At 49.7% G+C, this 15,782-nt stretch carries 10 protein-coding genes and 1 tRNA gene; 6 read left to right on the top strand and 5 right to left on the bottom strand.

Annotated elements, in window-relative coordinates; translation table 11 throughout:
• The first annotated feature begins 107 nt into the window (after positions 1-107).
• The gene (sodB, locus tag BZG76_RS05055) at positions 108-692 is read left to right on the top strand and encodes a superoxide dismutase [Fe] (protein ID WP_021022302.1); all 585 of its coding nucleotides are present in this window, start codon (positions 108-110) and stop codon (positions 690-692) included.
• Between the two features lie 212 nt (positions 693-904).
• On the opposite strand, the gene asd is transcribed toward sodB, so the two are convergent.
• Positions 905-2,029, bottom strand: coding sequence for an aspartate-semialdehyde dehydrogenase (gene asd, locus BZG76_RS05050; RefSeq protein ID WP_021022301.1), 1,125 nt, complete (start codon positions 2,027-2,029; stop codon positions 905-907).
• Positions 2,030-2,592: 563 nt separating this feature from the next.
• Here asd and nhaC point away from each other — a divergent pair.
• The gene (gene nhaC / locus BZG76_RS05045) at positions 2,593-4,035 is read left to right on the top strand and encodes a Na+/H+ antiporter NhaC (protein ID WP_021022300.1); all 1,443 of its coding nucleotides are present in this window, start codon (positions 2,593-2,595) and stop codon (positions 4,033-4,035) included.
• Between the two features lie 56 nt (positions 4,036-4,091).
• Here the strand turns inward: nhaC and yejK are convergent, their stop codons facing one another.
• The gene (yejK, locus tag BZG76_RS05040) at positions 4,092-5,111 is read right to left on the bottom strand and encodes a nucleoid-associated protein YejK (protein WP_021022299.1); all 1,020 of its coding nucleotides are present in this window, start codon (positions 5,109-5,111) and stop codon (positions 4,092-4,094) included.
• Positions 5,112-5,188: 77 nt separating this feature from the next.
• Here yejK and BZG76_RS05035 point away from each other — a divergent pair, with 77 nt between their 5' ends.
• The 3 genes from BZG76_RS05035 (at position 5,189) to BZG76_RS05025 (ending at position 7,508) form a co-directional block, all read left to right on the top strand.
• On the top strand, positions 5,189-5,407 hold the full coding sequence (locus tag BZG76_RS05035) for a YejL family protein (RefSeq protein WP_021022298.1): 219 nt from the start codon (positions 5,189-5,191) through the stop codon (positions 5,405-5,407).
• Positions 5,408-5,446: 39 nt separating this feature from the next.
• Positions 5,447-7,327, top strand: a complete 1,881-nt coding sequence (locus tag BZG76_RS05030; protein ID WP_077460379.1) for a DUF3413 domain-containing protein — start codon at positions 5,447-5,449, stop codon at positions 7,325-7,327.
• Between the two features lie 104 nt (positions 7,328-7,431).
• A tRNA-Pro gene (locus BZG76_RS05025) sits at positions 7,432-7,508 on the top strand.
• Between the two features lie 87 nt (positions 7,509-7,595).
• On the opposite strand, the gene BZG76_RS05020 is transcribed toward BZG76_RS05025, so the two are convergent.
• Together BZG76_RS05020 and BZG76_RS05015 are read right to left on the bottom strand one after the other, a co-directional pair.
• Positions 7,596-9,674, bottom strand: coding sequence for an alpha-amylase (locus tag BZG76_RS05020; protein ID WP_077460378.1), 2,079 nt, complete (start codon positions 9,672-9,674; stop codon positions 7,596-7,598).
• Between the two features lie 111 nt (positions 9,675-9,785).
• Positions 9,786-12,746 (bottom strand): bifunctional diguanylate cyclase/phosphodiesterase, encoded by a 2,961-nt coding sequence (locus tag BZG76_RS05015; RefSeq protein WP_077460377.1) that lies wholly within the window; start codon positions 12,744-12,746, stop codon positions 9,786-9,788.
• A 232-nt stretch (positions 12,747-12,978) separates the two neighbouring features.
• Here BZG76_RS05015 and BZG76_RS05010 point away from each other — a divergent pair, with 232 nt between their 5' ends.
• Entirely contained in the window at positions 12,979-13,737 is a 759-nt protein-coding gene (locus BZG76_RS05010) for a sulfite exporter TauE/SafE family protein (protein WP_077460376.1), read from the top strand.
• Between the two features lie 59 nt (positions 13,738-13,796).
• Here the strand turns inward: BZG76_RS05010 and BZG76_RS05005 are convergent, their stop codons facing one another.
• On the bottom strand, positions 13,797-15,749 hold the full coding sequence (locus BZG76_RS05005; protein ID WP_077460375.1) for a DNA topoisomerase III: 1,953 nt from the start codon (positions 15,747-15,749) through the stop codon (positions 13,797-13,799).
• Positions 15,750-15,782 lie beyond the last annotated feature (33 nt).

Raw genomic sequence — 15,782 nt, 5'->3', positions numbered from 1 at the left:
AATGGGTAGTCAGTGATCATCCGTTGTCAGTCATTCGTATTTGCCCCTGCACTGTCAGTGATCGACTACAGGAAGCACTCTCACGATAAAAACGGAGATATATAGCAATGTCATTCCAACTACCTGAATTACCTTTCGCAAAAGACGCACTAGAACCACATATCTCAAAAGAAACACTCGACTACCACTACGACAAGCACCACAACACTTATGTGGTGAAGTTGAACGGTTTGATCGAAGGCACAGATTTCGAAGGTAAATCACTCGAAGACATTATCAAGACCTCGTCAGGTGGCGTGTTCAATAATGCGGCCCAAGTGTGGAACCACACCTTCTACTGGCACTGCCTAAGCCCAAATGGCGGCGGTGAGCCAACAGGTGACGTTGCAGACGCGATCACCAAAGCATTTGGTTCGTTTGACGAGTTTAAAACTCAGTTCACCAATGCTGCTGTGACTAACTTCGGCTCAGGCTGGACTTGGTTGGTGAAAAAAGCAGACGGGTCGGTTGCAATCGTCAACACCTCGAATGCCGAAACGCCCGTGACTCACGATGGTGAAACGCCATTGTTGACTGTCGACGTTTGGGAACACGCATACTACATCGATTATCGTAACGTGCGTCCAGATTACCTCGCTGCATTCTGGAAACTGGTTAACTGGGACTTCGTCGCGAAAAACTTCGCAGGCTAAACCCATCGCCAACAGACCGAGCGCGAAAAAGGTCTGTTGCAAGCCCTGGCTCTTGCAAACCTAGGCTCTTGTAAACCCAGGCTTACCAATCACTAGGAGGCGTTTATCGCCTCCTTTTTTATGCCTGATACGCTTTGCAAACTCGCATTTTAGGCAAAAAAAAACCGCCAACTAGGTTGACGGCTTAACGGAACTTGATAAGTCCAAGAGAATTAATCTTGTTCTTTTTCTGACAAGATAATCCGCAGCGTGCGGCGTAGCGGTTCTGCCGCTCCCCATAACAGCTGATCACCCACAGTAAAGGCATTAAGGAAATCATCCCCCATCGCCAGTTTACGGAGACGACCCACTGGCACAGACATGGTGCCTGTCACTTTTGCTGGGCTCAGATCCGTCATGGTCACGTCACGCTCGTTAGGCACCACGCTCACCCAGTCATTGTGCGACGCAATCATGTCTTCAATCTCATCCATCGGCACCGCTTTTTTCAGCTTGATGGTCAGCGCCTGACTGTGACAGCGCATGGCTCCTACACGGACACAAGTCCCGTCGATAGGAATCGGATTGTTTTGTAACCCTAGGATCTTGTTGGTTTCAACCGAAGCTTTCCACTCTTCCTTGCTTTGGCCGTTGTCACGCTTGACGTCAATCCAAGGGATCAATGAGCCTGCGAGTGGCGCACCAAACTGCTCGCTAGGAAAATCGCTCGAGCGTAGGGTTTGAGCCACTTTGCGGTCAATATCTAGAATAGATGTTGCAGGGCTTGCCAAGTCAGTGTTCACTGAATCATTGATGACACCCATTTGGCTGATCAGCTCGCGCATGTGTTTTGCGCCTGAGCCAGACGCCGCTTGGTACGTTTGCGCGGTCATCCACTCAACCAGACCGTTTTGATACAAACCGCCTAAGCCCATCAGCATCAAGCTAACCGTACAGTTACCGCCGACAAACGTGCGCGTGTCGTTATGGATCCCCGCTTGGATGTGTTTGAAGTTAATCGGATCCAAGGTGATGATACTATCATCTGCCATTCGTAATGATGACGCTGCATCAATCCAATAGCCTTTCCAACCTGATTCACGCAGTTTTGCGTAAACATCGTTGGTGTAATCGCCGCCTTGGCAGGTGATAATAGCATCGAGGGTTTTGAGCGTTTCAATGTCATAGGCATCTTGTAACATGCCTGCATCTTTGCCGTAATTCGGCGCTGCAATCCCGACTTGTGAGGTGCTAAAAAACACAGGTTCGATATGGTCGAAGTCTTTTTCTTCTACCATGCGCTGCATCAGCACCGATCCCACCATGCCGCGCCAGCCAACTAAACCTACTCGCATCATAATTTTCACACTCCATGTTGTGTGACCGCCGTTAACAACAGCATATGGTTGCCTGACAGTCAGTGAAAAAACGTTTTTGATACTAACACGTCTTATCACGGTCGTCAGGTTAACGCCTCTGCCTGCTTATTAAATGACCTCATTTTCAAGTTTCCGTCACCTATGTCTAACTTGATTTAACGTACAGGCGTCTAAAAAACAAACTGAAAAACACAGACAAAACAAAATATTGAAACATTTAAACACCCTTAAAATAACCATATATTAACTAATTATGTCAGGATGTAACTTAATTCGCGCGCGACTCACATAAGCGACAAAAATGTTTCCCATCACTTTACTCTGTTAGCTAGAGTAGGGCCCCTCACAAATGGAACAAAGGATACTGAAACAAGGACAGTGATGTGAGTTTGGTTGTTGCTTAAGGCATCGCTAAATCGCGCAGGGAGTAGTCGCGCAATCACAGACGATCCACCTTCCGATAATGATATTGACTCGCTCAACGCTATCGGTAACCCGCAAGCGACCGGTTACCCAGCAAGCGACGTGAAGAAGGTTAAGTTATGACAACACAGCAAGCTCGATTACCCTCCATCATTCAGGTGGTATTAGCACTTGGCGCCTTTTTGGCGCTCGCGTTTTCGTTTACCGCCAAATTAGACCTCCCCATTCAACTGGCCTTATTTATCGGCTGGTTTGTGATTATGGGACTGGGGTTAAAACTTGGCCATCAATACAAAGATCTTGAAAGTGCTGCCACGAAAGGAATTTCTAACGGCTTAGGCGCCGTTTTAATACTTCTATCGGTTGGCGCATTGGTAGGTACCTGGATTGCAGGCGGGATCGTCCCCACTATTATTTACTATGGTCTTAAAGCTATCCACCCTTCTATCTTCCTTTTAGCGACCATGTTGATTTGCTCGTTAACCGCTTTAGCGACGGGCACCTCTTGGGGGGCTGCCGGAACCGCGGGTATTGCCATGATGGGGATTGGTCAAGGCCTTGGGATCCCTGCCCCAATGACGGCAGGTGCCGTTCTTTCAGGGTGCTACTTTGGTGATAAAATGTCGCCATTGTCTGATTCAGTGATCCTTGCCTCGTCAATGTCTGGCGTCGAAATCGTTGAGCACATTAAAGGCATGCTGCCGATTGCACTGATCAGTTACATCATTACCGGTATTCTGTTTACTCTGATTGGCTGGCACTACGCAGGCAATGTGGATATGAGCCAAGTAGAGATGGTGAAGCAAGCGATGCAGGATCAGTTTGTGATTTCACCACTATCCTTTGTGCCGGTGCTGATTGTCCTCGCGCTGCTGGCAATGCGATTACCATCTTTCCCGGTCATTAGTTTTGGTTCATTACTGGGTGTGGTTTGGGCTGTAATGCTGCAAGATATGACCCCCGTGAACGCCATTAATACCGCGTGGGCGCCGTTTTCTATCTCATCGGGTGTCGACTTTATCGATGCCATTCTCAACCGCGGTGGCATGTCTTCAATGCTCGGTTCCGTGGCTGTGATTGTGTTTGGTCTGGGTTTTGGTGGCTTGCTCGAAAAAGTCGGGGTCTTGCATACCATTGCCAGCTTGTTTGAGCGTCGCGTTAACAGTGCAGGTAGCTTGGCAACCTCCACCATCGGCACCGCCTTTATGGGGAACGTATTCGGCTCGGCCATGTATGTGTCGCTGATCTTAACCCCTAAAATCTGTGCCAAAAACTACGACAGACTGGGTTATCAACGTAAAAACTTGTCTCGTAACGCTGAATTTGGTGGCACGTTAACCTCAGGCATGGTGCCATGGAGTGATAACGGTATTTATATGGCCAGTATTCTTGGTGTCGCCACCTTGTCTTATGCACCTTTCATGTGGTTAAGCTTTGTGTGTATTGCCGTCACCATCGTGACCAGCTACTTCGGTTGGTTTGTCGATAAGGTTGAGCCAAACCAGGCCGCGCAAGCGCAAGAAGATACAACCGCAATAGCGTCTGCGCCAGAGCGTGCCTAACGAGCAATAAAAGCGCTTAAAAAAAAGCGGGACACGTTAGCCGTGTCCCGCTTTTTTTATTCATCGTCTCGACTGGATAAACGGCGTTGTAGTTGGTCACGCAAATTTGGGGGCGTCCCTTTTATGGTAAGGGTGTCTGTGTCTGGATCGTAGAACACGCGCTCCCCCATCAACATGGCATCAAAGTTGACCGATAAGCCACCCCCCGATCCGACAAATTTAGTTAACTTGCGCATGGTGGTGCGGTCGGCAGGAAACTGCGCTTCCAGTTCATAGCCTTGCTGGTTGGTGTATTGATAAAAGTCCGTTCCTTCGGGGGTCGCTGGCAATTCCTCCGCGAGCTCTTTGACCACCACTTCATCACCCGCTTTAAGCTGATCGTTACAGTAGTCATACACCTGCTTGCGGTAGTTGTTCTTCTCTTCTTTATCCAAACGGGCATCATCACAGTAATCCTCAACCGCCTGCATCAGCACTTGGTTTTGCTGTTTACTGTCCATGCCCACTTCCGCTTGCAAAAAATCAAGGAAGAAGTCTGCAACTTTGCGCCCAACTCGCCCTTTGATAAACGACAAGTAACGATTTGATGCCGGATCCGTCTCCCAGGTAGACAAATCAATCCGTGCCGCGATATCCATTTTGCTGACATCTAGGTATTCGGTGGCGTTAACGTCAAGCTCGTCCGTGACACGTAAACTGTGCTTTGATTCCACCACACCAATAAATACGTAGTCAGTGGCTAAGGCACGATAATGCGCCATCACCAAGGTGCCACTATCGGCAAATGGGTATTTCGCGAGCTCAGCGCGCAGACGTTCAACGGCACGTTCAGAAAAGGCTCGAAAGTCCAGTTCGTCAGCGCGGTAAGCCTTTAACCATTGCTGGAATTCACTCTCGGTGTCGAACAACGCAAACCCTTTGCCTGCTTTTGCATGATAAACCCGATGTACATCGGCCATCAGATTTTCGGTTTGTTCGTTGAGCGGTAATGGTCCGTCGCGAAGCTGAACATTAAGCGAATCATCAGCTTGTTTGACAATTTGATGTAATATTACGTTAGAAAGCGTGAGGGTCATGATTGAAAAGATTTTCAGTAAGACTAAAGTGTGGGTTATTATACGCTGCTTTGGTTTTAAGAAGACAAGACGATTTTATGCCTGTAACCTCAAAATATGATGATAAGCAAGTGGAACGTATTATCAGTGATGTTGTCAATGTGTTAGAGCAACACGATGCATCGACGGATTTATCACTGATGGTGATTGGGAATGTCGCCACCAATATCCTTAACCACAATATTCCTGCCGCACAACGTCAGGCATTTGCCGAGAAGTTCGCCCAAGCATTAATGGCATCCATCGATAACCAATAACGCTTGCAGCAGTATCTAATCAGAGAAGAATAAATTTGTATGGTTGATAGCGGAACATCGTATCGCGACAAAGTATCCCAGCTGATCAGTTGGGGGCATTGGTTTAGCTTTTTCAACATCATTGCCGCTATGTTGCTGGGCACCCGCTATATCAGCCAATCTGGGTGGCCAGACACCCTATTAGGGCAAAGCTACTTGATCTTTAACTGGGTCGGCCACTTCGGTTTCCTGGTTTTTGCGCTTTATATTCTGATCATTTTTCCAGCCAGTTTTATCATCCCGTCTCAGCGTCTTATGCGGCTTTTTGCGGTAATAGTCGCGACTGTCGGAATGATGGTATTGCTGCTAGATATTTACGCCTATCAAACCTTACACCTACATCTTAATCCCTTGGTGTGGGAGCTGCTTTTAAGCGGCGAAAAAACCGATATGAATGCCCACTGGCAGTATTTATTTATTGCTGGGCCGGTGATCTTTATCTTAGAGCTGATCATGGCCGAGTGGGTGTGGCGTAAGCTGCGTAAATTAACCCGTAAACGCGTTGGTGTTCCGGTTGCCAGCGTGTTTGCTCTTTGCTTTATTGCCAGCCATTTAATCCATATCTGGGCCGATGCGTTCATTTATAGCCCGGTCACGGCGCAGCGTTCGACCTTTCCTGTCTCGTACCCGATGACAGCAAAAACCTTTATGGAAAAGTATGGCTTGCTCGATCGACAAGAGTATCAACGCCTACGCGAGCAGCGCGGCCAAGAAACCAGCGAGGTGATTCGTTATCCGTTGGAGCCACTGTCGTTTGCGCCAGATGCCAACAAATACCGCCCAAACTTATTGGTGGTGATGGTTGAAGGGTTGCGTGCCGATATGCTTAACCCAGTCACCATGCCTCACCTGCATCGTTTCGCTACCGATAACCTGTGGTTTAAGAATCACTTCAGTAGCAGCAACGATGATATGGCCGGTTTGTTTGGTTTCTTTTATGGACTGCCGGGCAGCTATGCGCAAAGCGCGCGAACTGAGGGTTTGCGTCCTGTATTGATGGATACACTCAATCAACGTCGCTATCAACTCGGGCTGTTCAGTGGCGATAACTTTTCTAATCCCATTTACTATCAAAGTATTTTTAGTCGCGCACTCGACCGTGATACACAGTCAGAGGCACCGGCTTGGCAGGCCGATGCCAGTGCGATCACCTCGATGCAAAGCTGGCTACAAGGGCGCCAAGCAAATACACCTTGGTTTGGTTATTTAGAGCTCGCCACGGTGAATGAATATGAGCAAGGCGGCGACTATGCGCAACCTTTCCAACCAGCGCTTAACAGTGGAATGGCCGGTGTCGACCAGCAAACAGGCTTGGTCCTCAAAAATAGCTATAACAATGCCGCTCACTATCTGGATGAGCAATTGGGCGAACTGATTCAACAGCTTGAGGCTTCGGGAAAGCTAGCCAATACCGTAGTGATGATTACGGCAAACCACGGCATGGAATTTAATGAAACCGGGATGAATAGCTGGGGTTCGAACTCAAACTACAGCCGTTATCAGCTTCAAGTACCGATGGTGATGCACTGGCCTAATCAACCGGCCGAGCAGATCAATCATTACAGTAGCCACCTTGATGTGGCACCAACATTGATGGAGTCGATGCTATCGGTGAGCTCACCCGCCAACAGTTACAGTAGCGGTGTGAATCTGTTTGAACTCGAGAGCCAATCACGCAAATGGGTGTTGGCCGGTGACAGTCGCGATATTGTGGTGATACAGCCACAAAAAACCACGGTGGTGGATAAATTTGGCAATTATAAAGTCTATGATCGCCACTATACCCCACTTCCCGAAGGTAAGCCCCAGTTGTCACTATTGATGCAAGTGATGCACGAATTAAAGCGTTTCTATTATCCTGAGGATCACGAGCCGCAATAATGGCCAATAAGTGGCGCATAAGTAGCCAAACAATTGAAAAACCGGGAAACAACCGCGTTTAGCAATTGACAGCCATTAGGTCGATTCGTAATATAGCGCTTAGTCGGTCTGTAGCGCAGCCTGGTAGCGCACTGTCATGGGGTGTCAGGGGTCGCTGGTTCAAATCCAGTCAGACCGACCAATACATATAAGCCCGTCACTCAATGAGTGACGGGCTTTTTCGTATGGTACGTTCAACAAGGATAAACATCCTGTTCGCGGCGGTCACTTATTCGGCTTGACGCCCGACAAACGCGGCAACAATGGTGTCTTCTCCATATTGCCGGGAAAAGACATACGCGCCTGGTTGAGGGATCACTTGGTGCGCGCCCGCACCTACCGCAGGGTGGCGTTGCCTAAACTGCCCCACTTTTCGCCAATGGTTTAATAACCCCGCCTGCATGGCGTTACGCTTCCACACCATATCCGAGCGTGTTCCTTGGTGAAAGTCATCGCCGTAAGGGCCTAAATCACGTCCAACTTCATCACCGTAATAGACTTGCACCGCACCGGGCGCCAGAAGTAATGCGTTGGCAGCACCGCGTTGCATGCTGGCATCTTTAAAACGGCTAAAAAAGAGCTCGGTATCATGAGACGACATATAGCTAACCGGAATGAAATCCGCTTCTGTTTGCATGGTCTCAGCGTACGCGTGATACGTGGTTTCCATTTCACTTAAACAATACGCCCCTTTGTCCATCCGCTTTTGCAGATCAAAGTTAATCAGTGCATCAAAGCCTTGGTCAAAATAAGGGCTCCGGTAGGCATTGTGCCCCCATACTTCTCCCATCATCCAAAAGGGCTCGCCCGTTTGATTATTAGCGGCGCGCCAGCTTTTCAATGCCTCTGAGGCGTGTGCTTTTAACGCTCGCCAAACCTCACCATCAACATGCTTGACGGTATCAACACGAAAACCATCAATACCAAAACGCGCAACCCACTGGGTTTGCCATTCAAGTAAGTAATCACTCACTGTGTAATTGTCTCGCACCTTTACTCGCGTGCCGGGATTGTTGAGCAACCATTGTGGCGGGGTCACCGGTTGCGAAGATTCAGTTTTAAAGTCAGGCAATCCGGCTAAGGTCAGCGTTTTATCACTACTGCCAGGCTCATCGTACCCCGGTAATCCTGCGCGTACCCAGTCTTTTCCCCACCACTGCTGCCAATTCGTGCTCTTATAATCAATCGCATCATGAAAGTCATGCCAGCTTTGTCCGTCACCGGGCTGCCAATTTTGCCATTGCGCCGGTAATTCAGTGTCATTGACTACCTCAATCCCGTCTTGCTGTAAATCCGCGAGCGTTGCGTAACCTGGGTGATTGACGACTGCGTCCAGAAACACCTTTAGTCCGCGTTGATGCGCTTCGTCGACCAATTTTTTTAGTGTGGCATCATCACCAAAGTTGTTGTCTACTTGGGTAAAGTCACGCGACCAATAGCCGTGGTAGGCATAAAACGGAAAGTCCCCTTGACTGCCACCACCGACAAACCCGTGAACCTGCTCTACGATCGGCGATAACCAGATTACATCGGTGCCGAGCGCTTGGATATAATCCAATTTGTCGATCACGCCTTGTAGATCTCCGCCATGAAAAGTGCCAATGTTTTGCGCTTTATCCTGACGCCGCCCATAGCTGTGATCGTTACTCGGATCGCCATTGCTGAATCGGTCCACCATGACAAAATAAATGTTTGCATTGCGATAGGTAAAATCTGGCTCTGGTGCTGTAATTGGGGCGAGCAACACCAACCCGCCACTTTCAGAGGCTGGGGTGAGCGTCACGCTGTGATTTTTCACCGTGACAACCTGGCCACTGAGCGCCTCTTTTAATTGCGTGCCATCGGCAAAACTCTCTCCCAAAGAAAGGGTGACCGGCCCACCTTGATAGCGGTGACACTGGACATCGGGCAACGGGCGTTTAAACCTTGATGCGGTCTTTTTCGGTTCACGTTTAACGCGGATTGTTTGCGTCTCTGGCTGATAATAAAACCCATAATCCCCAGCAAAACGCACGGTAAGTTCAAAGTTTGTCTTGTCTTGGCAAGAAAGCGGGATAGGCGTATTAAATTTCGCGTTCTCGGGAGACGCGGCCTGACAGTCACCTGCTATCCCTTCCACACTGATTTGGTAGATGTTCTTACCTAACGAGAAGACCGCTGGGGCGTTGGGATCAAGCGGTCGATCAGACTGTGTCGTTGCTGTGGTTACCGTGATATGCGGGGCCGCCGCAGTGGAAAACGACGCTGCCATAGTCAACGAGGCCGCTACCGCGATGGCCAGCCGCTGTCGAGGAAAGAAAAAAGTCATGATTGTGCTCCTTGCCATTTTCTATCAGAGTAAAAAAACAGCAAGGCATTGACATCATTCCTGCCTCTGCGCCCTAAAACTGTGAGCAATGACAGTTAGAGGAGGAGCCGATTACGCGCCGCACTCTCCCTCTGGACCCAGACCTAACAATTCGCTCATCTCCACGGCGGGAATAGGACGGCGATAGAGAAACCCTTGACCAAAGGTGCAGCCCAATTCATGCAAAATCGCCTGTTGATGCAAGGTCTCAATGCCCTCAGCAACGACCCCCATCCCAAGGCTATCGGCCATGGCAATCATAGCCGACACAATTGCCACTTCTTGTTCATCGGGTGATTGGCTTTGTATGTCTTTAATGAAATGACGATCAATTTTTAATTTTGAAATGGGGTAGCGCTTGAGATAAGCCATCGATGAATAGCCAGTGCCGAAATCGTCGATCGCAATCCCAACCCCTTTATCACGTAATTGCTCCAGCACTTTTAACGCGTTGGCTTGGTTTTCTATCAAGGTATTTTCGGTAATTTCTAACTCTAAAAAGCGCGGATCGGCGCCGGTGCGGTCCAAGGCCTCAAACACCACTTGCGTAAAGGCCACGTCGGCAAGGTTGCGCGGCGAGATATTCACCGCCATAGACACGTTGAGGCCCGCATCCTGCCAGGCTTTTAATTGCTGACATCCAGTCTCAACCACCCACTGCGTGATATTGTGGATAATCGAGCGCTCTTCGGCGACATCAATAAAGTGAAACGGTGATAACAGCCCCCGCTCTGGGTGATGCCAACGCAATAACGCCTCGACGCCAATAATATCGCCGGTCACCAGATCGACCTGGGGTTGGTAATATAATTCTAACTCTTCATTTTGCACACACTGACGTAGCTCGACCGCCAAACGTAACTTGTGATTCGCTTCTACCGTCAACGCATCATTGTAAAACGCATAGGTGTTTCGCCCCGATTTTTTCGCGTGATACATCGCCGAATCGGCAAAGGTCAGCAGATCATCGGTACTCGCGGTATTCTCTGGATATTGGGCAATGCCGATACTGACACCGATTTGAGCGTCGATCCCACCTTTGAGCATAAACAGGCGATTCATGGCATGGATCACATCTTCAGATAAGCGAATACAGGCATTATCATCAGCATGAATCACCCGTAGGATCACAAATTCATCGCCACCGAGGCGGGCTAAGGTATCGCCCTCCTCTAACAGACCCTCTAAGCGCTGACTGACTAATTTAAGGAGCTCATCACCGACGGTATGGCCATGGCTATCATTGACGAACTTAAACTGGTCAAGATCGAGAAACATCAACGCCAGCTGGTTACGCTGGACCGATTGCCTATTCATCGCTTGACGAATGCGCGACGTAAGCAGCAGGCGATTCGGTAATCCGGTTAGCGAGTCATAGTGGGCCAAATCAATCAGTTTTTTTTCTGAGTCTTTAAGCTGGGTGATATCAGAGAAAACACCGATATAATTCACCACGTCACCGGCGTCATCTTTTACCACACTGATCGAGAGAAGCTGTGGATACACGATACCATCTTTACGGCGATTCCAGATTTCGCCTTTCCAATGTCCCTCTTGATGTATCTGCTGCCACATTTCGGCGAAAAAATGTGCGTCATGACGGCCCGAATTCAGGATGGATGGCATTGCGCCGACGACATCTTCTTCTTGATACCCGGTGATCGCACTGAAGCCACCATTGACGGCGACGATAGCACCTTGCGCATCCGTGATCAGCACCCCTTCGCTCGATTGCTCAAAGATTTTCGCATTGAGCATCAACTTACGTTCAACCTCTAACCGTTCAGATACATCGTGGATAACCGAGAACAGCAGGCGGGCGTTACCAACGGTGATCGGGGATGAATGAACCTCGACCTGGCGACTCTCACCGTTTTTTAGCCGATGTTCAAAAATAAAGCAGTTTTTCTCGCGCTGTCTCGCCTGTGAAAGGCTTTGTTTGAGGGTGCTGTCGACTTGTGTATTAATCTCGCTGATACTCATCGCTGTGAGCGTTGCATGGTCATAGCCATAAAAACGTTGGGCACTGTCATTAGCATCTAAAATTTCGCCACTTTTGGCATCCAGTAACATCATCACCGCATCATGGCGTTTAAAGATACTCCTAAAGCGGTAACTATCATCAACCATGCGACCAATCGACTGCGCAAAGCTGCGTCCAGCATTTAATCGAGCATATAACCCGCCGAGCCAAAACCCTAGGATAATCAAGCCAACCCCCCATACCGTGGGGTGAGGATGCAAACTTTTCCAACCGTCTTGCGGGATCCCCAATAAGCGCCAGTGGCCGGAAGGCAAGCTCACTGCGACGGATTCAGGGGACTGCGTTAAGATCGAAGGCTCACCGTAAATGGGGGTAAACCTCCCCTCGGCGGTCGATTTTTCTTGCAACACCACACGCACTGGATACGCCTCGCCTTCGGCAAAGCTTGCGGAGAAAAGGCTATCAATATCGAGCACCGTGGATAACACGCCCCAGGGTAACCCTGTGTTTTGATTGATGATCGATTGGCGTGCAATTAAGGCGGTTCCGCCTTGAAGAAGATCGACCGGCCCTGAAATCACGGGCTCACTGGAGGCATACGCCGCACGTACACTGGCTAATTGCTCAGGCACATCATGGTAACGCGTCCCGACTAACGATGATTTTAGGTTCTCAGGATACACATGGCTGATCACCCAATTACGCGCGGCACCAAAATTGAGGATATGAGCAGATTTGGCTTTTAACTGGCTGGCAAAGCGAGAAAATTGGTCTTGCGTCAGATCTGGATTTAAGCTGATATAGGTGGTCAGTCCATGACTTAAATCGACATTCTGCGTCACTTTAAGCTCAATCCGGGAGCGGTAGGCCAACAAGGCGTTACGAACGTCTTTTACTTCTTGGTCATGGGCTTGTTGATATAGCCAAAACTCCACGGAAACCACCGCAAACATGAAGACCATCACGGAGATAACCACATTATAAATGAATCCGACTCGCGCCGAGCGGCGGGCGACTTTATCAAGTGCCGATGGAACAGCTTGCTGCATGACCTGGTACAACCTTATCTCGCCCTGCTTATGGAGCGAACATTAACCAAAAACCTCAGGTGTAGCACGTGATTATAAAGGGCATAGAGAGAATCGCCAGTGTTACCGGTCAGTTTCACCGCATTACACAGGCTCAGTATGCGTAAGATCAAACGGTTACATACACACATTGGCGATACAATCGAACCGCCTTTATCCAAAAAACACAAGAGATTGCAAACAAGGAGCGTGTATGGCGATCAGTCTCGAATACAGTTTTATCTTGGTGAGCTTGGGCGTGATCGCCGGGATTATCAATACCCTCGCGGGTGGTGGCTCTAACCTAACATTACCTGCATTGATGGTGATGGGCATGCCTGCCGATGTCGCCAACGCCACCAACCGGGTGGCGGTATGGCTACAGTGTGCGTCAGGGATGAGCGGGTTTCGTCAACATGACAAGCTCGATACTCAGGATATCATTCCGGTATTGATACCGAATTTAATCGGGGGCTTGTGCGGCGCATTGGCCGCTGCATGGTTGCCAACCAGTTGGGTCAAACCGTTGCTACTCGGTACCTTGCTGACCATGACGGTAGTGATGCTGGTTAAGCCAGCCACTTTTGGCCCCCCCGCCGGTACGCCAGTCAAAAAGGTGGCTGACACACCCACCGCATGGTTTGGTCTTATGCTCGCAGGCTTTTATGGCGGATTCGTACAAGCAGGGGTCGGATTTGTTTTGCTCGCCGCGCTATGTGGCACCTTACACTACGACTTGGTCCGTGGTAATGCGCTCAAACTGGCATGCACCTTAGCTTTCACCTCTCTTTCACTGTTGGTATTTATTGCTGATGATCTGGTCCGTTGGGCGCCAGGGCTGATCCTGGCGATAGGGACCATGGTCGGGGCACGGATTGCGGTACGATTTGCTATCTCCGCGAACCCCAAGCTATTAAAACTCTTTTTATTTGTGATGACGTTGGTCGGTTGTCTCGCCGCCTATTTATTTTAGTGGCCGCGAGTCTGTTGTCGGGCGATCACTGCATTTTTTGCTCGAGTATACTGGTGCGGTTATTGTGTCGCGGTCTTACCCGTTGATTTCGCCGCTCCTTTACGACGAGTGCTGGTGCGCCGTGTTTTACGTTTAAATGTTTTTGCCGGCGCAGCCGGTAAACCTTGCAAAGAGGCAGGCGGTGGTGAGGTTTTTACACTTTCAATCAAGCCCGCGACCTTGTCGGTTAACGCTTGCATAAAGGGGTGATACGCGCATTGTCGGTCCGCCATATCTTGCAGCTGCCGCTCCCAATCAGCGGTCATATCCGGGTAGGTCGCACTGTCGGGTAAGGCATCAATTAATCCCGTTCCACTGGCTGTCGCGTGAAGTGTTTTTCCTTGTCGATTCAAAAGACCACGTTTTACCAACAGCTCAATAATCCCAGCCCGAGTGGCTTCGGTCCCGAGCCCATCGGTTTCTCGTAGTATCTCTTTCAGTGCTTTGTTTTGCACATAGCGGCCAATGCCGGTCATCGCTTGTAACAAACTGGATTCGGTAAACGCAGCCGGTGGCTCGGTCATGCAGTCTTTAATGTCGCCACGCTCACACTGCGCTTGCTCACCTTTCTCCATTAAGGGCAAAGGCGTGGCGTCACTGTCTGCGGTTTGCGTGGAGGGCAATAGCGCGCGCCAGCCCGCTTGAGTGAGCACCTTGCCTTTGGCAATAAAACAGCCACCGGCAATATCAAACACCAGTTTTCCTTCTGCATACTCGGCAGGCGGATAAAACTGCATCACATATTGGCGCGCCACCAGCTGATAAATTTTCGCTTCATCGCCCGACAAGCTCGCAGGCGCGGCTTTCGCGGTTGGAATAATCGCATGGTGCGCACCGACTTTGGCATCGTTCCATGCCTTGCCTTTGCGTTTTGGATCCGCACTGTCACAAGCCTGGATCAGTGTCTGACACCCCTTTTTAATCGCTGCCAATACCTTGGGCGCCTCAGCGAAGTGCCCTTTAGGTAAGTAACGACAATCCGATCGCGGATAGGTAATGATTTTGTGGCGCTCATACAGTTGTTGGCACACATCCAGGGCTTTTTGGGCGCTAAAACCAAATCGCTTTGATGCGTCTATTTGCAAGGCTGACAAGTTATAAGGCAGTGGCGCCGCTTGCTTTCGCTGCTGACGTTCCGCGTCAGTGACCGTGGCTGGCTGCCCCGCAATTCGATTGGCGACATTGTCGGCGAGTGACCGAGAAAGTACGCGCCCTTGCTCGTCTTGCCATTTGGCGCAGGCGTCACTGGGCTGCCATCGCGCGCGTATTTCACTCCCTTGATGAGCAATGATGGCGTCGAGCTGATAATACGGATGGGGAATAAAATGTTTGATTGCTTGATCGCGTCGCACCACCAGGCCAAGCACCGGCGTTTGTACCCGCCCGACCGACAATACGCCTTGATAACCGGCCTGTTGTCCTAGCAGGGTATAAGCGCGCGTTAGGTTCATCCCATAGACCCAATCGGCACGTGACCGAGCTAACGCGGAAACAGATAAGGGCATGTAACCTTTATTGTCTTGCATGTTGCTGAGTGATTTTTTCACCGCAGAGAGGTTTAAATCACTGATCAAAAGGCGTTTTATATTGGCTTTTTTGCTCTGACTGACCTTCGCATAGTCAATCACTTCATCCACCAGCAGCTGCCCTTCGCGGTCTGGGTCGCCGGCATGAACCAGCTGATCAAATTGCTTAATCAGTTTTTTAACCACGGACAGCTGGCCCGAGGCGGCTTTGCGTGGGCGCAATTGCCATTGTTGAGGCACAATAGGAAGGTCAGCCAGATGCCATTTTTTATAGCGGCTGTCATAAGCCTCGGGCTCGACTTGTTCGAGTAAGTGACCAATACACCAGGTGACCACATCGCCTTGCCCTGTTTCAATGTATCCTTTCTGATTTTTATGAGGCTTAGGCAGGCCTGCGGCAATTGCGCGCCCTAAACTCGGTTTTTCCGCAATAAATAATCGTGCCATGACAGAGTCTCTTTATCAGTCGCTGTCCGCATG

The sequence above is a fragment of the Salinivibrio sp. AR647 genome, assembly GCF_001995415.1.
GTDB lineage: Bacteria > Pseudomonadota > Gammaproteobacteria > Enterobacterales > Vibrionaceae > Salinivibrio > Salinivibrio costicola.
The sequence above is the reverse complement of the archived record's forward strand: the minus strand, read 5'-3'. Positions and strand labels throughout refer to the sequence as shown.